21 protein-coding genes are annotated in these 19,820 nt (G+C 68.5%); 8 read left to right on the top strand and 13 right to left on the bottom strand.

Annotation, left to right across the window (positions count from 1 at the left end; translation table 11 throughout):
- Position 1: 1 nt before the first annotated feature.
- The 3 genes from JHN45_RS04405 to JHN45_RS04395 form a co-directional block, all read right to left on the bottom strand.
- Positions 2–577, bottom strand: coding sequence for a hypothetical protein (locus tag JHN45_RS04405; RefSeq protein WP_200708547.1), 576 nt, complete (start codon positions 575–577; stop codon positions 2–4).
- A gap of 141 nt (positions 578–718) precedes the next feature.
- The gene (locus JHN45_RS04400; RefSeq protein ID WP_236583315.1) at positions 719–1,597 is read right to left on the bottom strand and encodes a SigB/SigF/SigG family RNA polymerase sigma factor; all 879 of its coding nucleotides are present in this window, start codon (positions 1,595–1,597) and stop codon (positions 719–721) included.
- 132 nt (positions 1,598–1,729) lie between these two features.
- Complete coding sequence (locus tag JHN45_RS04395) at positions 1,730–2,542, bottom strand: SAM-dependent methyltransferase (RefSeq protein ID WP_200708546.1); 813 nt, start codon at positions 2,540–2,542, stop codon at positions 1,730–1,732.
- A 41-nt stretch (positions 2,543–2,583) separates the two neighbouring features.
- Between JHN45_RS04395 and JHN45_RS04390 the strand changes: the two genes are divergently transcribed.
- On the top strand, positions 2,584–4,032 hold the full coding sequence (locus tag JHN45_RS04390; RefSeq protein WP_201048077.1) for a PP2C family protein-serine/threonine phosphatase: 1,449 nt from the start codon (positions 2,584–2,586) through the stop codon (positions 4,030–4,032).
- Positions 4,033–4,071: 39 nt separating this feature from the next.
- On the opposite strand, the gene JHN45_RS04385 is transcribed toward JHN45_RS04390, so the two are convergent.
- On the bottom strand, positions 4,072–4,518 hold the full coding sequence (locus JHN45_RS04385; protein ID WP_200708544.1) for an ATP-binding protein: 447 nt from the start codon (positions 4,516–4,518) through the stop codon (positions 4,072–4,074).
- Between the two features lie 240 nt (positions 4,519–4,758).
- Between JHN45_RS04385 and JHN45_RS04380 the strand changes: the two genes are divergently transcribed.
- The 4 genes from JHN45_RS04380 (at position 4,759) to JHN45_RS04365 (ending at position 8,073) form a co-directional block, all read left to right on the top strand.
- Positions 4,759–5,625, top strand: coding sequence for a helix-turn-helix transcriptional regulator (locus tag JHN45_RS04380; protein ID WP_200708543.1), 867 nt, complete (start codon positions 4,759–4,761; stop codon positions 5,623–5,625).
- Positions 5,622–5,873: a DUF397 domain-containing protein gene (locus tag JHN45_RS04375; protein ID WP_200708542.1), complete on the top strand. Its 252-nt coding sequence runs from the start codon at positions 5,622–5,624 to the stop codon at positions 5,871–5,873. The genes JHN45_RS04380 and JHN45_RS04375 overlap by 4 nt, the downstream gene beginning before the upstream one ends.
- An 85-nt stretch (positions 5,874–5,958) precedes the next feature.
- A complete protein-coding gene (locus JHN45_RS04370) occupies positions 5,959–6,786 on the top strand; it encodes an SAM-dependent methyltransferase (protein WP_201048076.1) in 828 nt (275 codons plus the stop codon).
- Between the two features lie 243 nt (positions 6,787–7,029).
- Complete coding sequence (locus tag JHN45_RS04365; RefSeq protein ID WP_201048075.1) at positions 7,030–8,073, top strand: glycoside hydrolase family 5 protein; 1,044 nt, start codon at positions 7,030–7,032, stop codon at positions 8,071–8,073.
- Positions 8,074–8,165: 92 nt separating this feature from the next.
- Here JHN45_RS04365 and JHN45_RS04360 read toward each other — a convergent pair whose 3' ends face one another.
- Positions 8,166–8,720 carry a S1 RNA-binding domain-containing protein gene (locus tag JHN45_RS04360; RefSeq protein ID WP_201048074.1) on the bottom strand — a complete coding sequence of 185 codons (555 nt, stop codon included), beginning with the start codon at positions 8,718–8,720 and terminating at the stop codon, positions 8,166–8,168.
- Positions 8,721–9,017: 297 nt separating this feature from the next.
- Between JHN45_RS04360 and JHN45_RS04355 the strand changes: the two genes are divergently transcribed.
- Complete coding sequence (locus JHN45_RS04355; RefSeq protein ID WP_200708538.1) at positions 9,018–9,788, top strand: CmcI family methyltransferase; 771 nt, start codon at positions 9,018–9,020, stop codon at positions 9,786–9,788.
- Positions 9,789–9,791: 3 nt separating this feature from the next.
- Here the strand turns inward: JHN45_RS04355 and JHN45_RS04350 are convergent, their stop codons facing one another.
- A complete protein-coding gene (locus JHN45_RS04350) occupies positions 9,792–10,286 on the bottom strand; it encodes a nuclear transport factor 2 family protein (protein ID WP_234467405.1) in 495 nt (164 codons plus the stop codon).
- A 138-nt stretch (positions 10,287–10,424) separates the two neighbouring features.
- Here JHN45_RS04350 and JHN45_RS04345 point away from each other — a divergent pair, with 138 nt between their 5' ends.
- Entirely contained in the window at positions 10,425–11,237 is an 813-nt protein-coding gene (locus JHN45_RS04345; protein WP_201048073.1) for an SDR family NAD(P)-dependent oxidoreductase, read from the top strand.
- 215 nt (positions 11,238–11,452) lie between these two features.
- Entirely contained in the window at positions 11,453–13,636 is a 2,184-nt protein-coding gene (locus JHN45_RS04340; RefSeq protein WP_201048072.1) for an MMPL family transporter, read from the top strand.
- Between the two features lie 53 nt (positions 13,637–13,689).
- On the opposite strand, the gene JHN45_RS04335 is transcribed toward JHN45_RS04340, so the two are convergent.
- The 7 genes from JHN45_RS04335 to JHN45_RS04305 form a co-directional block, all read right to left on the bottom strand.
- A complete protein-coding gene (locus tag JHN45_RS04335; RefSeq protein WP_201048071.1) occupies positions 13,690–14,343 on the bottom strand; it encodes a TetR/AcrR family transcriptional regulator in 654 nt (217 codons plus the stop codon).
- 35 nt (positions 14,344–14,378) lie between these two features.
- On the bottom strand, positions 14,379–14,783 hold the full coding sequence (locus tag JHN45_RS04330; protein WP_201048070.1) for a RidA family protein: 405 nt from the start codon (positions 14,781–14,783) through the stop codon (positions 14,379–14,381).
- 71 nt (positions 14,784–14,854) lie between these two features.
- On the bottom strand, positions 14,855–15,439 hold the full coding sequence (locus JHN45_RS04325; RefSeq protein WP_200708533.1) for a helix-turn-helix domain-containing protein: 585 nt from the start codon (positions 15,437–15,439) through the stop codon (positions 14,855–14,857).
- A gap of 64 nt (positions 15,440–15,503) precedes the next feature.
- Positions 15,504–16,199 (bottom strand): alpha/beta fold hydrolase, encoded by a 696-nt coding sequence (locus JHN45_RS04320; RefSeq protein WP_200708532.1) that lies wholly within the window; start codon positions 16,197–16,199, stop codon positions 15,504–15,506.
- Positions 16,200–16,329: 130 nt separating this feature from the next.
- Positions 16,330–17,643, bottom strand: coding sequence for a dihydrolipoamide acetyltransferase family protein (locus tag JHN45_RS04315; RefSeq protein ID WP_201048069.1), 1,314 nt, complete (start codon positions 17,641–17,643; stop codon positions 16,330–16,332).
- Positions 17,644–17,656: 13 nt separating this feature from the next.
- Positions 17,657–18,613 (bottom strand): alpha-ketoacid dehydrogenase subunit beta, encoded by a 957-nt coding sequence (locus JHN45_RS04310; RefSeq protein WP_201048119.1) that lies wholly within the window; start codon positions 18,611–18,613, stop codon positions 17,657–17,659.
- An 8-nt stretch (positions 18,614–18,621) separates the two neighbouring features.
- Positions 18,622–19,758 carry a thiamine pyrophosphate-dependent dehydrogenase E1 component subunit alpha gene (locus tag JHN45_RS04305; protein ID WP_201048068.1) on the bottom strand — a complete coding sequence of 379 codons (1,137 nt, stop codon included), beginning with the start codon at positions 19,756–19,758 and terminating at the stop codon, positions 18,622–18,624.
- Positions 19,759–19,820 lie beyond the last annotated feature (62 nt).

The raw sequence follows: 19,820 nt of genomic DNA, 5'->3' as shown, positions 1-19,820 counted from the left end.
CTCAGTAGGGGCGCAGGTAACGGTCGACCCGGGAGCGGGCCCGGTTCACGCTGAGTCCCAGTGCCTTGCCGAGCGCCTCGCCGGACACGTCGTCGGCCCGTACCCCGTACGCGGCCTCCCTGCCGACCCGGCTCGCCATGCGTTCCAGCATGGCCACCGCCTTCAGCGCGGCCACCGGTGCCGTCTCGGCGAGCGCGTCGAGCCGCTCCTCCAACTGCTCGATCAGATCGGAGAGTTCCTCAGGCAGCGGGACCGTACGGCGTTCGACCGCGCTGATGTGCTCCCACCAGTCCTCGTACGCGTCGGACGTGTCCAGGTCGTCCAGGTCGCGGTCCTCGACCTGGTCCCAGTCGATGGGATGGCTCTCGCCACGCCAGCCGCACACACAGGAGGCCCGCCAGGCCGCCGCCTTGGGGCGGCCCAGCCAGCCGTTGTACGCCCACCACTCGCACGTCTGGAATCCGTTGGTGCCACTGCCCACGTCCAGATACACGGGTTTGGGCTCACTGCCGTCGGCGAGTGTCGCCCCCACGATGCCCTCGTGGGACTCCCCGAACTCCTCACTCCGCCACGCCACAACTCCCCCTTCCGGCAACCCTGCAACGGCCGGTCCGGCACCGAGGGTGCCGGACCGGTCACAGTACGAGAGTCCCGCGGAACGGGCGTCCGGGGAGGGTGATTTCACCCAACAGACCGGATTGTTGGGCAGAATGGCCGGTCAGGCCACCGCGGGATCGAGCAGCCCCGCGCGCAGGCGCCGGAGCATACGACTGATGAGACGGGACACGTGCATCTGGGAGATGCCGAGTTCCTCGCCGATCTCGGCCTGGGTGCGCTCCTCGACGTAGCGCATGTGGATGATCTTCCGCTCCCGACCGTCGAGTTGGGCGATCAGGGGGGCCAAGGAGCTGAGGTCGTCGACCAGTTCGAGGCCCGGGTCGTCCTCGCCGATGACGTCGGCGAGCACGGTCTCGCCCTCGGCGCCGGCGTCGGAGCTGAGCGCGGCGTCGAGCGAGGAGGAGGTGTAGCCGTTCGACGCCTTGCGGGCCTCGATGACCTCTTCCTCGGTCAGGCACATCAGCTCGGAGAGTTCACGCGTGGTGGGGGTACGTCCGAGGCGGGAGCGGAGTTCCTCGGTCGCCTTGGCGAGTTCGACGCGGGCCTCCTGCAGTCGGCGCGGCACATGGACGGCCCAACTGGTGTCGCGGAAGAAGCGCTTGATCTCGCCGACGATGTAGGGGACGGCGAACGAGGTGAACTCGACCTGCCGGGTGAGTTCGAAGCGGTCGATCGCCTTGATGAGTCCGATCGTGCCGACCTGGACGATGTCCTCCATCTCGTTGTTGCTGCGGCTGCGGAAGCGCGCCGCCGCGTAGCGCACGAGGGAGAGGTTCATCTCGATCAGGGTGTTGCGCACGTACTGGAACTCGGGGGTGCCCTCCTCCAGCGAGGTCAGCCGGTCGAAGAACTGGCGCGACAGCTCACGCGCGTCCTTCGGGCTCACCTTCAACGGCTCCGCGATCAACGGGAGCGACTCCTCGGCCGCCACCCGCCGCCCTGCCGTGGCCGCTGCCTTCGCTGCCGTCACGGCTCCCATAACGCCCACCCCATTCGCTCGAACGAACTTCCGTCTAGAGCCCCCTGCCCCGGATCGCGCGTCTCACTCCCCCTCGTCGGGTCAAATCCGGGGCGGGCGCCTGGCTTTCGGTACGGAACTCGACCGGACGGCTCACGCGCCCTTGCGGCCGACGCCCGCGTAGACCCAGTACTCCGAAGGGTTCTCCGGGATCTCGTCCTCGGAGTCCGGGCGCCACAAGGGGACATAGGTCAGACCGGGTTGCGCGAGGTCGAAGCCGTCGAACAGGCCGAGGATCTCGTCGTGGGAACGCGCGGTGACGGGCGAGGTGGCCTTGGAACGGTACAACTGGCCCACGGCCGCCGCGGTGTCCGGGCGGTCCTGGTTCGTCGCGTGGCTCAGCGCGAGCCAGCTGCCGTCGGGCAGCGCGTCACGGAACGCGGCGACGATGCCGGCCGGGTCCTCCGCGGGCGTGATGAAGTGCAGGATCGTGATCATCAGGACCGCGACCGGCTGCTCGAAGTCGATCAACTTCCTTACCTGCGGGGCGGACAGGATCTCGTCCGGCCGCCGGATGTCGCCGTCGACGATGTCCGCGTCCGGGTTGTCGGCGAGGAGGGAGGTGCTGTGCGCGACGGCCACCGGGTCGTTGTCGACGTAGACCACGCGGGCGCCGGGGCTCGCCGCCTGTGCGACCTCGTGGACGTTGCCCTGGGTGGGGATGCCCGAGCCGAGGTCGATGAACTGCCGTACTCCGGAGGCGACCAGGAAGCGCACGGCCCGGCCGAGGAAGTCGCGGTTGGCCCGGGCCAGGGTGCGGACCTGGGGGTCGATCGCGGTGAACGCCGCCACCGCCTCGCGGTCTATGGCGAAATTGTGTTCACCGCCCAGCATCGCGTCGTACATTCGGGCGACACTCGCCTTGTCGGGATCGATCCCCTGCGGCAGACCTCCACTACCCGGCACTGCAACTCCTTTTCGCCCGAAGATCCTTGACGAGTCATCATATGATTGCCGTCGAACGCACGGCAGACCGCATGCCCCACGCCACGCGGCCGGTCCCCACCCGGAAAGGCACGACCCTGCGGAACGAACCGCGAAGTCACTACGGTGACGCACTCCCTGCCGGGCCCCCACGCCGCAGGCAGGCCTTCGCCCCGGCGGCGGACGTGATCGGCTCGGAGCTCGATCTGCGGCTGACCGGCACGCATGTCGTGCACGCGCTGACGCCCGGGTTCTGCGACGCGGCCTCGGTGTATCTGCTGGAGCGGTGGGTGCTGGAGGAGAACGCGACGCCCTCCGTGGACCCGGCCCAGATCGAGGCGCGCCGGCTGGCGGTGCGGGTGGGTACGGAGGCGCAGGAGTCCTGGGACGGTGTGCTGCCGGTCGGTGAGGTGATCGTCTTCCCGCGCGAGACGCCGTACGCGCGGGCCCTCGCGACCGGGCACACCCAGGTGCTCGACGGAGTCGACGCGCACACCTCGCAACGGCTGCTGGCCTCCGCGGGCGGGGACGCGCAGCGCATAGACGATCTGCTGAAGACGGCGTCCTTCCTCGTGGTGCCGCTCCAACTGCGCGGCGCCGTCATCGGGTTCATCGCCTGCACCCGCGGCCCGGAGCGGGAAGCGTTCCTGCCCGGCGAGGCCGTGGCCGTGGAGTCACTGGCGGCCCGGGCCGGGGTGGCCCTGGACAACGCGCGCCGCTACGAACGCGAGCGCCGCACCGCGCTGGCCATCCGCAACAGCCTGCTCCCGGACCCGGCCCGGCAGTTCCCCGGCTGCCGTATCGCGCACGGCTATCTCCCCGCAGGCCAGGGCAACATCATCGGCGGCGACTGGTTCGACGTGCTGCCCCGCCCCGGCGGCCGGGTCGGCCTCGTCGTCGGCGACGCGATGGGACACGGCCCCGACTCGGCCGTCGCCATGATCCAACTGCGCACCGCCGTACGCACGTTGGCCCGACTCGACATGGAACCGGCCGAACTGATGCGCCGCCTGGACGAGTTGGCCTACGACACCCCGGGCGCGTCCTTCGCCACCTGTATATACGCCGAGTGGGACGCGCGGGCGCACACCTGCACCCTGGTCGGCGCCGGGCACCCTCCGCCGCTGCTGCGCGGCCCCGGGGGACCGGCGGCACCCGTCATCCTCGCCAGCGCGGGACTGCCACTGGGACTCGGCACCGGCAACTACGAAGCCACGGTGCTGACCGTCTCCGAGCCGTCCCTGCTCCTGCTCTACAGCGACGGGCTGGTGGAGTCCCGGCACGCCGACATAGATCAGGAGATCGCCCGGTTGGGCGCCGCCCTCGACACCGCCGCCGCCGAGCCCGCGCCATCGGGCGGCCCGGACGCGTTCCCCTCGCTGTGCGAGCGGCTGCTCCGCTCTCCCGGCGCGGCACCGGGAGCCGACGACCGCACGCTGCTGCTGGCCGAGTTGACGCCCGCGACCACCTGAACAGGCCGCGGGCGTCCTCGCCCCCTGCATCGTCCGGGATCAGCGCCCGGTCGGCAGCATGGCCCACACGGCCTTGCCGCCGGTGAGCGCCGACCGGTCGACCCCCCAGGTGTCCGCGAGCGCCTGCACGATGAACAGCCCGCGCCCGCTCTCGTCGTCGACACACGGCTCACAACGGGAGAGTCCGCCACCGGTGTAGTCGTGGTCGTGCACCTCGATGCGCAGAGAGCGGTCGTCGACGATCCCGACCCCGCACAGCAGCCGCGCGCTGGGTGTGTGACACACACCGTTGGTGGCCAACTCCGAGACTAGGAGCACCGCGTCGTCACGCACGCTCTCGGGCAGGCCCCACTTGGTCAGTTGCGCGCCCATGACGTGGCGGGCGACCCGGACGCCGGAGCGGTGCGCGGGAAGTTCCAGCCAGTGCGCCAGGTCGGGGCTGGCGACGTCTAAAAGCTGCGGGGAGGGAGTCGTGTGGGGGGACACGGTGGTTCGCCTTCCATCGGGGGCGTGCGCAGGCGGGAGACGCGCGTCAGCGGCAACAGGCGTGCCGGAATTGGGGTGTTCCGGCGGACGGCCTAGATCACTGACACAAGTAACTATGCCCATAGGTCAGTTCAAGCTGCAACCGGCTCCCTGATAATTACAGAACGGCGATTTCTGTCTGGCGGCATCAGCAAGTCGCTGTCACACTAACGCCGGTGACAGTCCCTCAGGAGGTTGGGCGTGAGCGAAGCTCGTTCGGGCGCCGGTGCACCCACGGTCCTGCGCATGATCCTCGGCCGCCGGCTGCAGGACCGGCGGCAGGACGCGGGCGTGTCCTTGGACGACGCCGCCAGGGCCCTGCGGGTGACGTCCCTGACCATCCGCCGCCTGGAGAAGGCCGAGGTCGGCCTCAAACCGCTCTACGTCGAGAAGCTGCTGGAGACCTACGGCGCCGACCGGCAGGAGATCGAGGAGTTCGTCGCCCTCGCCGAGCGCGCCAACCGGCCCGGCTGGTGGCACGACTTCCGTGATGTGCTGCCCGGCTGGTTCACCGCCTATGTGAGCCTGGAGACCGGCGCCAAGACCCTGCGCACCTATGAACCCCACTACGTCACGGGACTCCTCCAGACGTACGACTACGCGCGTGCCGTACTGAGCGGCGGCTTCCCGAACGACAACGACGAAGACCTCGAACGGCGGGTGCAGTTACGTCTGCGCCGCCAGAGTCTGCTGGAGAGGCCGGACTCGCCCACCCTGTGGGCGGTGCTGGAAGAAGCCGTGCTCCACCGGGTGGTGGGCACTCCCGCGGTCATGCGGGACCAGATAGACCGGCTCCTCGAGGTCTCGGAACTGGACCACGTCAGTGTCGACATCGTCCCGTTCTCGGCGGGTGCCCACGTGGGGGCGTGCGCACCCTTCACCTATTTCCGGTTCGAGGAACCGGAGCTGCCCGACATCGTCTACAGCGAGATCCTCTCCGCCTCCATGTATCTGGACCAGCGATCCGATGTCGCGGCCCATCTGGAGGCGCACAACAGGATGTCGCTGCTGACCTCGTCCGCGGACAGCAAGGCGCTCTTGAACCGCATGCGCAAGGAGTACTCATGACCTCCACCGACAACTCGGTCTACAACGGGATGCCCGCGTCGAACCTCGGCGAGCAGGGCTGGGAATGCCCCTGGAGCGGTCCCAACGGCGGTCAGTGCGTGGAGACCAAGCAACTCGCCGACGGCCGTGTCGCGTTGCGCCAGTCGACCGACCCCGCCGGACCCGCGCTGATCTACACGCCGCAGGAGATGGCGGCGTTCGTCGCCGGGGTCAAGCGCGGCCTGGCCGACCATCTGATGGCCGGCTGAACCAGAACCACGGGCGTGAGGAACTGGAGCCGGCCCGGCTGCGACCTGCCCGAGACGCCGATGCACACCACTTGAGAGGGACAGCATGACCAACCCCCACGCCGCGCGGGACATCGACACCAGCAGGCCGCACTCCGCCCGCATGTACGACTACTACCTGGGCGGCAAGGACCACTTCGAGGTCGACAAGCAGGCGGCCGAGACGGTCGCGGCGGCCTACCCCGCCATCTTCGTCTGCGCCCGCGAGAATCGTGCGTTCATGCACCGGGCCACCCGTGTCCTGGCCCGGGAGCACGGCATCCGGCAGTGGCTCGACATCGGCACCGGCATCCCCACCGAACCGAACCTGCACCAGGTCGCCCAGTCCGTGGTCCCCGAGGCCCGGGTGGTCTACGCCGACAACGACCCGCTGGTCCTCAAGTACGCCGAGCGACTGATGCGCAGCACCCGGCAGGGCCGCACCACCTATGTGCAGGCGGACGTCAACGACCCCGAAACCCTGCTCAACGCGCCGGAGTTGGCCGAGGTACTGGACCTCGGCCAGCCGGTCGCGCTCTCCCTCAACGCGCTCCTGCACTTCGTCACCGACGCCCAGGACCCGTACGGGCTCGTCGAGCGCCTGCTGTCGGTTCTCCCTTCGGGCAGCGCCCTGGCCATAAGCCACTGCACGCCCGACTTCGACCCGGCCACCTGGGAGAAGGTGACGTCGATCTACACCAACGCCGGGACACCGGTGCAGTTCCGCTCCCAGAAGGACGTCTCCCGCTTCTTCACCGGGCTCGATCTGCTCGAACCCGGCATCGCGGTCGGCCACCGCTGGCGCCCCGACGCCGCCGACGAGGACACCGTCACGGCGGAGCCGCCCACGGACGCCGAGGTCAGCCTGTGGACCGGAGTGGGCATCAAGCCGTAGCCGCGTCGCAGGACGCCAACGACGTTACGTGCGGGAAACCTTGACGATGGCGGTGCCGGATGCCACGATTCCGGCGCCGCCATGTTTGCGTAAACATCCCACTCCACTCCCCCACACCGAGCCCACCGGGTCCAAGGACGGCGAGCCGGCACGAGCCGCCCGCCCGGTATCTGTTCCGACGGCCGCTCAGCCGCGCGCGGGCCCCGCCCTGCGCCGAGTCGCCATTCCTGAAAGGGCAAGTCGATGCGCACCAACCCCGCCAGAACCCGTCTGCGGGCCACCTTCGTGGCCGTCGCGATCGCCGCGGTCACCGGCACGACGCTGGCCGGCAGCCCCGCCTCCGCCGCGCCGAGCACCAACACCTCCCAGTTCAAGGGCGTCAACTGGGCCGACCCGCGCGACAATTACGCCGACGACCCGGTCGTCCTGTCGGGCCTGTCGCTCACCGACACCTATGCCCAGACGTACAGGAAGGCGACCCGAGTCATCGCGGCGTTCCGCGCCAACCTCGGCGCCAACACGGTGCGGCTGCCCATCAACCCGTACACGGTGAACGGCAGTTACTGGAAGTCGTACCGCGGTGTCATCGACGCGGCGACGGCGCAGGGCTTCAAGGTCATCGTGTCGTACTGGGAGGGCACGGGCGCCAACAAGGACGGCTTCATCGACGACCCCGCCACGTACTGGCCGATGTGGGACACCGTGGTGAAGACCTACCAGCACAACCAGCGCGTCTACTTCGAGCCGATGAACGAGCCGCACGGCTACACCGACGCCGAGTGGGCCGACCTCGCCGCCAAGTGGCTGGACACCTACTCCAAGGTGCCGCGCAACCGCGTGTTCGTGAGCGGCGCCGGCTACAACGACCACGTCACCACGGTCTGCGCCGACCCGCGCCTCAAGGGGACTTACCTCTCCCTGCACCACTACGGCTTCTGGAAGGACTACGCCACCTACGACCAGTGGGTGAGCGACCTCAAGGTACGCCTCGGCGACTGCGCGAACCGCACCGTGGCCGACGAGTTCGGCGCCCCGATGACCACGGGCCTGAACTACAACGTGCCGACTCCTGCCGATAATTCGGTCAACTTCATCCAGGCCGACACCGACACCTTCCGCAAGCTCGGCATGGGCTCCGTCTACTGGCCCGGCCTGCGCACCGACGACACGTACTCGATCCAGAAGCTCATCGGCGACGCGGCCCGACCCTGGCTGGAGACGACCAACCAGTCCGGCGCGGACCGGCTCGCCTGGGCGTGGGGTCGGGGGCGGCCGGTCAAGTCCTGAGGCGACTGCCTGATCCGTCTCCGCGCGAGGGCGACGTGGGGACGGATCCCGGCACCTGACTCATGGTGAACAGTGCGGCCGGGTGCGGGAGTTCACGGTCGCTGCGCCCGAGAGAGCGCCAACCTGCGTCGTTCCAGGTCGATTTCGGTGATGACGACCATGAGTTCGTCGCCCACTTGAAGGATGCCCTCCGCCGTCTCCACGGGCAGCTCGGTGAGTTCTCGTAGATGGACCAGTCCCTCGATGCCGTCGGCGACCCGGACGAAGACGCCGAACGGGACCACCTTGGTGACCTGTCCGTGCAGTGCCCGACCCACCGTGACCCCTTCGGCGAACACCGCGAAGGGGTCCGGCTGCATCGCCCGCAACGACAGCCGCGCCTCTCCGTTCCAGTCGTCGAACTGGAGGAACTCGCACGAGACGCGCTGCCCGACCCGAACGACGTCCGAAGCGGCGTCGATGCGGCGCCATGACAGTTCGGGGATCGTGATGAACCCGACGCCGGGGAAGACGGGGTGGTCAGGACCGTCGTCCAGCGCCACGAACACGCCGAACCGCTCGATCGCGGCGACCGTCCCGGACAGAATTTCGCCGGGATGAAGCGAGGCCAGGAACGCCCAGAGTTCCGGGTTCTCGTCACCGTTCATCACAGGCCGCACCCGGCCCTCGTCCAGCAGATGTCCCCCGTGTGCAGCCCTGCCGGGAATTCCCTGGCCGCCTGATGGCCCGACGTTGCCCCCATGCCGTGCAGCCTCTCACGGGGAGCCCTCGTCCCGCATCTGGGTCTACACCTCACGGGCAAGAATCTTTACCTACGAGGCTCATCCCATCCACGAGAAACCTCTTCCGTCGGCACTAAGCGGTGGTAGGTTCTCCGCTTGCTGGGCAGCAGTCGGAGCGCATTCCCGCCTGCCCTTCTCGTGGAACCACCGATGGGAAATCACATGACCGACCAGGAGTCAGTCGTCCTTCCGCCCCACGTCGACGACCCCGAATTACTTCCGCCCGGAGTGGAATCCCCCGCCGAGGGGAGCCTGCTGACCTACTGGCAGGATCGCGTGGGCCAGCACGTGCATGATTCGTACGCCGGCGTTCGCCTCATGAAGTTCCCCGAGGATCTGCGGATGTTCGAACATCTGCTGTGGCTTTCCCGAGCCCAGGTCGTCGTGGAGCTCGGCACACATTCGGGCGGCTCGGCGCTGTGGTTCCGGGATCGGCTGCGGACCATGGCCGCCTACGGTCTGATCCCCCAGGGCATCCGCGTGATCTCCGTGGACCTCTCGCAGAAGAACACGCACGACGTCCTGGCCGCGGCCGACAGTCGTTACGGCGAGCACATCACCCTGCTCGAAGGGGACATCCTCGACCAGGACACGAGCTTCGCAGTCGCCGAGCACATTCCGCAGGGCGCGCGCTGTCTCGTGGTGGAGGACACCCGGCACGCCTACGCGACCACCCACGCGGCGCTGCGCCACTACTCCCGGTTCGTCCCGGACGACGGCTTCTTCGTGGTCGAGGACGGTCTCATAGATTCCCCGGAACTGTGCGTGCGCATAAAGCCCCCGGGCGAGACCGGTGGGGTCGTGTCGGCGGTGCGCGACTGGCTGGCCGGCGATCAGGGGCAGTTCTTCCAGGACCGGACGGACCTGAACCGATACGGCGTCTCCTGCCGCAACATGTGGTTGCGCCGCAAAGCGGCACCGCTCTCCGACTGACGGTCAGTCATCTCCGGCCTTGACGGCGGCGACCTCACGCATTTCCGTGATCCTGCCGTCGAGGACGGTGAAGATCGACGTCACCCGGAACTCCTCCCGGCCGGCCTCCCCGTCGATGACGGCATGGTCGGCGCTTCGCGGACGGATCAGGATGTCGTGCTCGACGACGACCCTGTTTCCCGATTCCAGGTATGTGTAGTAAGGCACGCGAACCTGCACTTTCTCGTACAGCTCGGGAAAGACCCCGAAGTGCTTCCGCAGCGCCTCGATGCCGTCCGCCTTGACTCTGCCGAAGGTGACGATCCGCGCGCCGTCCGCCCAGTAGCGGTGAATCTCGTCGAGAGCACCACCCTTCTCGACGTCACACAGGTCCGAGACCCACGTGTACATACCGTCGAAGAGATCCCGATAACGCTCAGTCGCATTCATGGCCGCAGAGTGGTCCTTTCGTGCCCGGAAACAATTCAGCCCTCGCCACAGGACAGGGCCGACGATCATCTTGGTCGCCGCACAAGGACAGTAACGCGCCCCTTGGTCACCACACAAGGGGCGCGTTGTCGCGGGTTGACATCTTGGTCACCGACCAAGTTCACTTGCCTTGTTGGTCAGCGAACAAGAGAGTGAGCGAGGGAGATCATGCCGAAGACATGGTTCATCACCGGAGCCTCCAAGGGATTCGGCCTGGAATGGGCGGAAGCCGCGCTCGAACGAGGCGACCGGGTCGCCGTGACCAGTCGCTCGGAGTCCGCGTTCGACGACCTGGTCGCGAAGTACGGCGACGCGGTCCTGCCGCTGCGGCTCGATGTCGTCGACCGCGATGCGGCGTTCGAGGCCGTGCAACAGACGGTCGACACGTTCGGCGGCCTTGACGTCGTCATCAACAACGCGGGCTACGGCCTGTTCGGCATGACCGAGGAGGTCACCGAGCAGCAGGCCCGCGAACAGATCGACGTCAATGTGTTCGGCGCGCTCTGGGTCACCCAGGCCGTGCTGCCGCACCTGCGCGCCCGCCGATCCGGCCACATCATCCAGGTGTCGTCCATCGGCGGGGTCGTGTCGCTGCCCGGACTTGGCCTCTACCACGCGTCCAAGTTCGCCCTGGAGGGCTTCACCGCGAGCCTCGCCGCCGAGGTCAAGGGCTTCGGCATCAAGGTCACCCTGGTCGAACCGGCCGGATACGCCACCGAATGGGCCGGGCCCTCCGCCGTACAGGCCCAACACCTGCCAGCCTACGACGACTTCCGTGCCGCCATGACGCGGATCGCGGCGCGACGCGGCGACCCGAGCGCGACGCGCGCGGCGATCCTCACCGTGGTCGACGCGGAGCAGCCGCCGCTGCGGATCTTCTTCGGCGAAGGACCCCTGGAACTGATCACCAAGGAGTACGGGGCACGACTGGACGAGTGGCGGAAGTGGGACGACATCTCGAAGCTCGCGTTCGGAGCCTAGGTCGTCACGGCGGCGGGCCCACGGTCTCGTTCCGCCCGTAAAAACTCACCCGCGGTCGCGACCATGCGTGTGTTATGAATCTTCACGCCTGACCGATATGACAAAAAGACAGACAACCATTCGACCGGCCACCGGGTGAGGGCCGGTCGGGGTCGCCGATGCCGGGGTCCGCTCCCCGGGCTGCGGTGATCTTCCTGCCCAGGAGGACCTCCCGCATGTTCCAACGTATTGGCAATACGGTCGTCCGACATCCCGTCTGGACGATCGTCGCGTGGCTGATCGCGGCGGTGGCGATTGTCGCCACCGCTCCGGGCCTGCCCTCCAACAGTGACGAGAGCAGCTTCCTGCCCAAGAGCTACGAATCCATCAAAGCGGCGGATCTGCAGGTGAAGGCGTTCCCCAGCGCCTTCACCCCGTCCGCCATCGCGCTGTACCAGCGCACCGACGGCGGCACACTGACCGCCGCCGACAAGAAGGACGTCGCCCGGATCACCACCGAGCTGGGCGACAAGCACATCGACCAGGTGCAGAAGGTGGTCACCGGCCAGCCGTCGAAGGACGGCCGCTACACCATGTCCCTGGTCCAGATGGACAGCAAGAACGCCGGCCAGCCCGTTCAGGCGGATGCCGCCAAGGTGTTGCGTGACGACGTCAAGCAACTGGTCAAGGGCACGGACCTGGAGGTGAAGCTGGGCGGTTCCGCCGCGCAGGCCCTCGACCAGCAGGACTCCTCCAAGCGCGGCGAGGCGCTGATCGGCATCGGGACCTTCGTCATCATTCTGGTGACGCTCCTGATCATCTTCCGGGCGCCGATCCTCGCTTTCCTGCCCCTGCTGCTGATCGGTGTGGTGGCGGCCATCGCCAACGGGCTGATCGCGTACGCCACCAAGCTGTTCGGGCTGCAGGCCAACAGTTCCGTCTCGTCGATCCTGATCGTCGTGCTGTTCGGTGTGGGCACGGACTACTTCCTGTTCCTGATGTTCCGTTACCGAGAACGGCTGCGGGCAGGTGACGAACCGAAGCAGGCCATGATCAACGCGGTCGCCCGGGTCGGCGAGGCCATCGCGTCGGCGGCCGGCGCGGTCATCATCGCGTTCCTCGCGCTGGTGCTGTCCACGCTGGGCTTCCTCAAGCAGATGGGTCCGGCGCTGGCCATCGCGGTCAGCGTCACACTGATCGCGGGCCTGACCCTGATCCCGGCCGTGGTGTCGCTGATCGGGCCGAAGGTCTTCTGGCCCTCCAAGTCGTGGCAGCGGGAGCCGGAGAACGCCCGGTTCGCCGCCCTCGGCCGCGGTGTGCGCAGCCGTCCCGCGCTGACCGCCGCGCTCTCCGGCCTCGTGCTCGTCGCCCTCTCGCTCGGCACCCTCGGCTACAAGGCCACCTTCGACCTGGCCTCGGGTTCCATGCCCAAGACCAAGGAGTCGATGGTCGTCCAGGACGAGATGCAGAAGGCGTACTCGGCGGGCGCCGCCGCTCCCACCGACGTCTACCTCTCCAGCTCCGACGGCAGCCCCCTCGACCGGAGCACCTTCACCGCCTACGCCGAGAAACTCGGGGCCGTGGACGGTGTCGCGAGCGCCCGGATGAGCCAGGTCAACAAGGGCGGGACCACGGCGGACTTCACCGTCACGCTGAAGTTCGAGGCTTCGACGGAGAAGGCGATCGACACCGTGGGCCGGGTGCGCGAGGTCGCGCACTCCTCCGCTCCCGACGGTACGGAGGCCCTGGTCGGTGGGATGTCCTCGATCTACAAGGACATCAACGCGGCGGTCAATCACGACTACCGGACCGTCTTCCCCGTCGCCGCCCTGCTGATCATGCTGATCCTGGGCCTGGTGCTGCGGAGCGTGGTCGCGCCCCTGTACCTCATGGCATCGGTGGGTCTCGGCTTCGGCGCCACACTCGGCGCCACCGTCTGGATCTTCCAGGACGCGCAGGGACACCCGGGGCTGATGTTCATGCTCCCGGTGATCATGTATCTCTTCGTGGTCGCCATCGGCACGGACTACAACATCCTGATGATCGCCCGGCTCCGCGAGGAGGCCCGCGAGGGTCGCGATCCGCGCGAGGCTGCGGGTATGGCGCTGCGGCACGCGGGGCCGACCGTGGCGGCGGCCGGTTTCATCCTCGCGGCGACCTTCGCCACGATGATGCTGGCCGGCAACGCGCTGCTCACGGAGATGGGTTTCGCCGTCTCCTTCGGCATCGCCGTCGCCGCGTTCGTGATGGCGATGTTCTTCACGCCCAGCCTCACCGCCCTGATGGGCCACACGGCCTGGTGGCCCGGCCATGCCGACCGCGCCCGGGAAACCGCGCCTGCTCAGGACACCAGTTCCGGTATCTCCGCCGGTGAGGACCAGGACTCGGTCGCCCACGATCCGGCAGGCCGCCGCGGATAGTCACGACCCGAGGGCCTGTCCGCCGGACCGATGTCCGGCGGACAGGCCCTCACTCAACTCCCGGAAGCGGGCCGGGGTCTGGTCGTCGGGGCCGATTGCAGGATCTGCTCGACACCGAAGGCGAAGCGCTCGCCGTAGTCGATCGAGACGTAGTCCTCCAGTACCGAATGGAGGCCGGGGAAATGCTGCTCGTCGACGGATTCCCGCAACCGGTCGTGGAACACGGCCGGTGTCGCCTGCTCCTCCTGGACGAGGCCGAGCGTGAAATAGAAAAGACTCCAGGACGTCCACGCGGCCGACTTGCGGGTGGGGCATCCCTCGAAGAGGACGGTCACCAGCCGTTCGGAGAAGGCCAGCGTGTTCGGCTCGACGGGAAAGGTTCCGGCGACGAGCAGAGCGCCGTCGCGGTGGGCGAGCATGGCCTCTCGCAACCGCCCGAGCAGTTCGGTCACTTGCTCGCGCCAGTCTCCGTGCAGGTTCGCCAGGTCGACCTCGCCCATGATGAACTCCGCCATCAGGCCGAGCAGTCGGTCCTTGGTCCGGATGTGCCACATGACCGTGTTCATCCTGACGCCGAGTTCGGCGGCCACCGCCCTCGCGGAGAGCTTGGCGATGCCTTCTCTCTGCAGGACGTCGAATGCGGCCCCGACCACCCGGTCGAGCGTGATACCGACCTTGGTTCGGGCAGCGCCTGGCGTCTTGGTCACTGATCAATGCTACCCAGGCGGCCCGCACCGGTCGGTCAGAGGGTCGCGACCACCTCGATCTCGACCAGGTAGCCCTCCGCGAAGAGCGTCTCCACACCCACACAGGTGCTCGCGGGCGGCGTCTGCCCCTCCCCTCGGCAACTGGCGATGAGCGCGATCAACGCGTCGGCGTGATCGGGGTCGTAGCCCACGAGGTGAATGGTCTCCTTGATGATTTTGCTACGGCTCGAACCTCCGGCCGCCAGCACCGCGTCGATGTTCTCGTAGGCCTTGGTGAACTGCGCGGCCAGGTCGCCCCGGCCGACGAGTTTCCCCTCGGCGTCCCACGCGACCTGTCCGGACGTGTAGAGAAGACCGAGGTCGGGGACTGCCAGACCGTGGGAGATCACACCGGTGAGGGGCGGGAGTTCAGCGGGATTCAGCGCGATGATCGAAGACATGGCGAGGCCTTCCCTCTTGCCGCAGAATGGGTGTTTCCGGCATTCCTGTGCGGTATGCAGCGGGTGTGCGGCTAATTGCGACGCGACGCCGGAATGGGGTGTCGCATCGGAACGGTCGCCGCCGTCGACGCGATCAGTACGGTGGCGTCGGCATCGTCGTTGCTGGTGAGACGGTGCTCCTTCGACGAGTCGAAATGCACCGAGTCCCCGGCATTGAGTTGCAGCGATACGCCCGAGATGTCGAGCGTGATCGCCCCCGACACGACATGCAGCCATTCCTCGCCGACATGTCGTGCGGTCTTGGTGGGTTTGCCGGCCGTCAATTCGACCCGGATGACGGACATCGTTTCGCGAGGTCCGCTCAGTACGGTGTAGCGGCCGTCCTGGCCCTCACGTGTCATCGCCTCGTCGGCGCGCACCAGATGGAAGTCGTCCTGGTCGGGTTCCTGCACGAGTTCACTGATGGACACGCCGTAGACGCGGGCGATCTGGAGCAGGCTGCCGATGGACGGCTTGCGTACGCCCTTCTCCAGGCGCGAGAGATGCGCCGAGGAAATGCCGGTCTGTTCGGACAGTGTCGTCAGGGTGATGCCCCGCTCGCCCCGCATGTCCTTGAGGCGTTGGGCAACCCACAGATCAGTGTCCTCGATCGACATTCCCGCACGATAACATGCCTGTGAGGTAATCAAGCCAGCCTGCCAGGTACATCGGGCGGGGCCCTTACGCGAGCTTCAGCAGTTCCTGCGCGAAGCCGTCCGGGTGCGTCAGCAGGCCGACATGGGTGACGCCGGACAGTGCGACGACCCGGAACCCGCGTTTCTCCGCCGCGGCGGCCACCTCGGTGAAGAAGTCCTGATCGGCACAGTAGACATAGGTGACGGGCTTGGCCGCCAGAACCTCTTCGCTGCCGGGCCCGAGCGGTTCCTCGTGGGTGAACCGCGGCATCGGCGTCATCCTGCTCGACAGCCAGGCCGCCCCCTCCTCGTCGGCACCGAGCGCCCCGGTGTCGAGCGGCGCCACCTCCCACTCGGCCGGCCCCCGCGCCTCGGCGAACGCCGGCTCCAGCCAGGGCAGCATCCCGAACGCCGACTCGCCGGTCACCGGGGCGAAGGCGTCCGCGTAGACCACCTGTCCGACCCGGTCGGCGGCGAGCGCGGCGGCTCCGGTGATCACCATTCCGCCGTAGCTGTGCCCGACCAGGATCGCGTCCTGCACCCCTTCGGATTCGAGGAGTTGGGCGATTTCCCGCGCGTGGACACCGAGGCCGACGTCCGGCGCGGAGAGCTCGTGACGCTCGGCGAGACCGGCCAGGGTCGGGGTGAGAACCGTATGGCCGGCGCTCTCCAGCAGGGGCCGCAACCGGTCCCACACCCAGCCGCCACCCCATGAACCGTGTACCAGCACGAACGTTGCCATGGCCCGCTCCTCCTGAGACTCAAAGACCCCTCGGCCTTTCCCACAGAGTCTCGGCCCAGCCCGACCAAGTCAACCTCTTAGGCAATTTAAGTTGCCTCCAAGGCCAAGTCGCCGATTGGCGCGATCGCCGTCACAGCAACGCCAGCCCCGGTTCGTGCAGGATCTCCGCGATACCCGCCAGCAGCTCGGAGCCCTGCCGGCCGTCCATCAACCTGTGGTCGAAGGAGAGCGCGAGCTGCGTCACCCACCGAGGTTCGATCCGTTCGTCCCGGTCGTCGTCCCGGACCACCCAGGGCATACGGCGGACTGCGCCCACGGCGAGGATGGCGGCCTCTCCCGGGTTGAGGATCGGGGTACCGGTGTCCACCCCGAACACCCCCACGTTGGTGAGCGTGACAGTGCCGCCCGTCATGTCCTGCGGTGAGGTACGGCCGGCCCGGGCGGTCGCGGTCAAGTCGGCCAGTGCCTGGGCGAGTTCGCGCAACGACATCCGGTCCGCGCCCTTGATGTTCGGCACGACCAGCCCGCGGTCCGTCGCCGCCGCGACCCCGAGGTTGACGTAGTGCTTCAGGACGATCTCCTGCGCCGCCTCGTCCCAACTGGAGTTCGCCTCGGGGGTCTTGGCCAGCGCGATCACCAGGGCCCGGGCGAAGAACAGCAGGGGGGTGACCCGCAGGTCGCGGAACTCCCGTCGCCCGACGACGAGTTCACGAAGTCGCATGGTGGCGGTGACGTCGACGGTGATGAACTCGGTGACATGCGGTGCGGTGAAGGCGGAGGCGACCATGGCGGCGGCCGTGTGCTTGCGTACGCCTCGGATCGGTATGCGGGTCTCGGCCGGTCGTGCCGTGTCGGGGGCCGGGATGGGCGCGGTCTCCGGGGTCGCGCGCGCGGCGGCCTCTCGCACATCCTCGCGGGTGATGGTGCCCCCGGGGCCGGTGGGGGTGACGGTGGTGAGGTCGACTCCGAGATCCTTGGCGAGCTTGCGGACCGGCGGCTTGGCCGCGGGCCTCGCGGCCACGTGGTCCGAGCGGCTGGCCGCGGGCTGTGCTGTCCCGTCCGGGGGTGCGGCCGAGCGCCTTCTACGACGGCCGGTGCCCGCGCCCTGCGGGCCGTATCCGACCAACAGCGCCGCCTGTTCCGGCTCCGACTGCCGCGTCGTACGACCGTCCGACGGTCCGTCCGCCGTCTCTCCCGGTGGTCCGGTGTCGATGGTGATGAGCGGTTTGCCGACCGCCAGGGACTCCCCCACTTCCGCGTGGAGGGCGCTGACGACACCGGCGTAGGGCGAGGGGAGTTCTACGGCGGCCTTGGCCGTCTCCACCTCGACGATGATCTGGTTGACCTCGATGGTGTCGCCGGGCCGGACCGACCAGGCCAGGATCTCCGCCTCCGTCAGGCCCTCGCCGACGTCGGGGAGCAGGAACTGCTGCGGGCTCGTCACTGTGCGCCCCTTCCTAGTAACTCAGGCTGCGGTCAATGGCGTTGAGGATCCGGTCGACACCGGGAAGCCAGTCCGACTCAAGGCGGCTGGGCGGGTAGGGGGTGTCGTAGCCGGTCACCCGGACGACGGGTGCTTCGAGGAAGTGGAACTCCTCGTCCTGCAGCCGTGCGGCGACCTCGGCGCCGAACCCGTGGGAGAAGGCGGCCTCGTGGACCACGACGGCTCGGCCGGTACGGTGCACGGACGCGCGGACGGTCGTGATGTCCCAGGGCGAGAGACTGCGCAGGTCCACGACCTCCACGCTGCGCCCCTCCTCCGCCGCGGCCTCGGCCGCCTCCAGGGCGACGGGCACGGTCGGGCCGTAGGCGATGAGTGTCACGTCCGTGCCCTGGCGGCGGATCACGGCCTGTTCCAAGGGCTGGGGCAAAGCGGAGTCGACCTCCCCCTTGGTCCAGTAGTGCCGCTTGGGTTCGAGGAAGACCACGGGGTCGTCGTCGGCCACGGCCTGCTGGATCATGTGGAACGCGTCGTGCGGAGTGGAGCAGGTGACCACCTTGAGCCCGGCGGTGTGAGCGAAGTACGTCTCCGGCGACTCCGAGTGGTGCTCGATCGAGCCGATGCCGCCGCCGTAGGGGATGCGGATCACGACGGGCAGGGAGATACGGCCCGCCGAGCGGTGCCGGAGTTTGGCGAGTTGGGTGATGATCTGGTTCGCGGCCGGGTAGACGAAGCCGTCGAACTGGAGCTCGCAGACGGGCCGGTAGCCGCGCATCGCGAGTCCGATCGCCGCTCCGACGATGCCTGCCTCGCCCAGTGGCGTGTCTACGACGCGCAGGTCGCCGAACTCCTTCCGCAGACCGTCCGTCACCCGGAACACACCACCGAGGCGGCCGATGTCCTCACCCATGAGCAGGACCTTGGGGTCGTCGGTCAGGGCTTGGCGCAGGCCGTCGTTGAGGGCTTTCACCATGGAAACGCTCACTGCCGCTCTCCGTCCTGCGGCCCGGTGGAGACGAACTCCAGGTGCGCGCGCAGCTGTTGACGCAGATCCGCGGGCATCTGCGCGTAGGTGTACTCGAAGGGGGAAGCCGGGTTGGGCTCCGCCAACTCGCGGCAACCGGCGCGCAGTTGCTCGGCCAGGTCGCGTTCCCGCTGTTCGAGGTCGGTGAAGTGGTCGTCGGTCACCGCGCCCGTGGACCGCAGATGGGCCTCCAGCCGCTCCAGCGGATCCCGGGCCGCCCAGTCCTCGGTCTCGGCGGCGGGCCGGTAGCGGGTCGCGTCGTCGGCGGTGGTGTGGGCGTTGACGCGGTAGGTGACGGCCTCGATCAGCGTCGGGCCGCCGCCCGAGCGCGCCTGGTGCAGTGCCCGGCGGGTGGCGGCGAGGCAGGCCAGTACGTCGTTGCCGTCGACGCGGATGCCCGGAAAGCCGTATCCGGCCGCCCGTTGGGCCGCGGGGATGCGGCTCTGCACGCTGTAGGGGGCGGAGATGGCCCACTGGTTGTTCTGGCAGAAGAAGACCACCGGCAGATTCTGGGCGGCGGCCCAGATGAACGCCTCGTTGGTCTCGCCCTCGCTCAGGGCGCCGTCGCCGAGAAACGCCAGGACGGCCGTGTCGCGGTCGGGATCGCCCGAGCCGGTGCTGTCGTCCCGGTGCAGGCCCATGGCGTAGCCCACCGCGTGCAGGGTCTGCGCCCCGATGACCAGGGTGTACAGGTTGAAGTGGTGGGCGTAGGGGTCCCAGCCGCCGAGTGTGGTGCCCCGGAAGAGGCCCAGCAGGGCGACCGGGTCGAGGCCGCGGCACCAGGCCACACCGTGCTCGCGGTAGGTGGGGAAGACCATGTCCTGGCGGCGCAGTGCGTGCGCGGCGCCGACCTGTGCGGCCTCCTGGCCGCGCAGTGAGGGCCACAGTCCCAGTTCGCCCTGCCGCTGCAGGGCGATGGCCTCCGTGTCCAGCCGGCGGGTGAGCGCCATGTCGCGGTGCAGGGCGGCGAGGTCGACGGTCGCCAGGTCGAGCGGGAGCCGGTCGTCCGTGCTCAAGTTCCCGGCCGGGTCGAGGAGTTGTATGGGTGCGTCGGAGGGTGGTGTCTCCGGCGGCGCGGGTTCGGTGCGTGCCATGAGCGGTCTCTTTCCGGGCAGCGGGCGACGGGCAACGGGCCGTGGGCGATGTCGGTTCGGGA

The organism is Streptomyces sp. MBT53, from assembly GCF_016654115.1.
Taxonomy (GTDB): domain Bacteria; phylum Actinomycetota; class Actinomycetes; order Streptomycetales; family Streptomycetaceae; genus Streptomyces.
This window is presented reverse-complemented; position numbering and strand designations above follow the sequence as displayed.

What these genes read in the sequence shown, in the direction of transcription:
- JHN45_RS04390 (WP_201048077.1), top strand. Translation starts at nt 2,584, where the DNA reads ATGATTGCCGTCGAACGCACGGCAGACCGCATGCCCCACGCCACGCGG.
- JHN45_RS04310 (WP_201048119.1), bottom strand. Translation starts at nt 18,613, where the DNA reads ATGGTGAAAGCCCTCAACGACGGCCTGCGCCAAGCCCTGACCGACGAC.
- JHN45_RS04340 (WP_201048072.1), top strand. Translation starts at nt 11,453, where the DNA reads ATGTTCCAACGTATTGGCAATACGGTCGTCCGACATCCCGTCTGGACG.
- JHN45_RS04330 (WP_201048070.1), bottom strand. Translation starts at nt 14,783, where the DNA reads ATGTCTTCGATCATCGCGCTGAATCCCGCTGAACTCCCGCCCCTCACC.
- JHN45_RS04360 (WP_201048074.1), bottom strand. Translation starts at nt 8,720, where the DNA reads ATGAACGGTGACGAGAACCCGGAACTCTGGGCGTTCCTGGCCTCGCTT.
- JHN45_RS04320 (WP_200708532.1), bottom strand. Translation starts at nt 16,199, where the DNA reads ATGGCAACGTTCGTGCTGGTACACGGTTCATGGGGTGGCGGCTGGGTG.
- JHN45_RS04355 (WP_200708538.1), top strand. Translation starts at nt 9,018, where the DNA reads ATGACCGACCAGGAGTCAGTCGTCCTTCCGCCCCACGTCGACGACCCC.
- JHN45_RS04345 (WP_201048073.1), top strand. Translation starts at nt 10,425, where the DNA reads ATGCCGAAGACATGGTTCATCACCGGAGCCTCCAAGGGATTCGGCCTG.
- JHN45_RS04365 (WP_201048075.1), top strand. Translation starts at nt 7,030, where the DNA reads ATGCGCACCAACCCCGCCAGAACCCGTCTGCGGGCCACCTTCGTGGCC.
- JHN45_RS04305 (WP_201048068.1), bottom strand. Translation starts at nt 19,758, where the DNA reads ATGGCACGCACCGAACCCGCGCCGCCGGAGACACCACCCTCCGACGCA.
- JHN45_RS04375 (WP_200708542.1), top strand. Translation starts at nt 5,622, where the DNA reads ATGACCTCCACCGACAACTCGGTCTACAACGGGATGCCCGCGTCGAAC.
- JHN45_RS04370 (WP_201048076.1), top strand. Translation starts at nt 5,959, where the DNA reads ATGACCAACCCCCACGCCGCGCGGGACATCGACACCAGCAGGCCGCAC.
- JHN45_RS04400 (WP_236583315.1), bottom strand. Translation starts at nt 1,597, where the DNA reads ATGGGAGCCGTGACGGCAGCGAAGGCAGCGGCCACGGCAGGGCGGCGG.
- JHN45_RS04350 (WP_234467405.1), bottom strand. Translation starts at nt 10,286, where the DNA reads ATGATCGTCGGCCCTGTCCTGTGGCGAGGGCTGAATTGTTTCCGGGCA.
- JHN45_RS04325 (WP_200708533.1), bottom strand. Translation starts at nt 15,439, where the DNA reads ATGTCGATCGAGGACACTGATCTGTGGGTTGCCCAACGCCTCAAGGAC.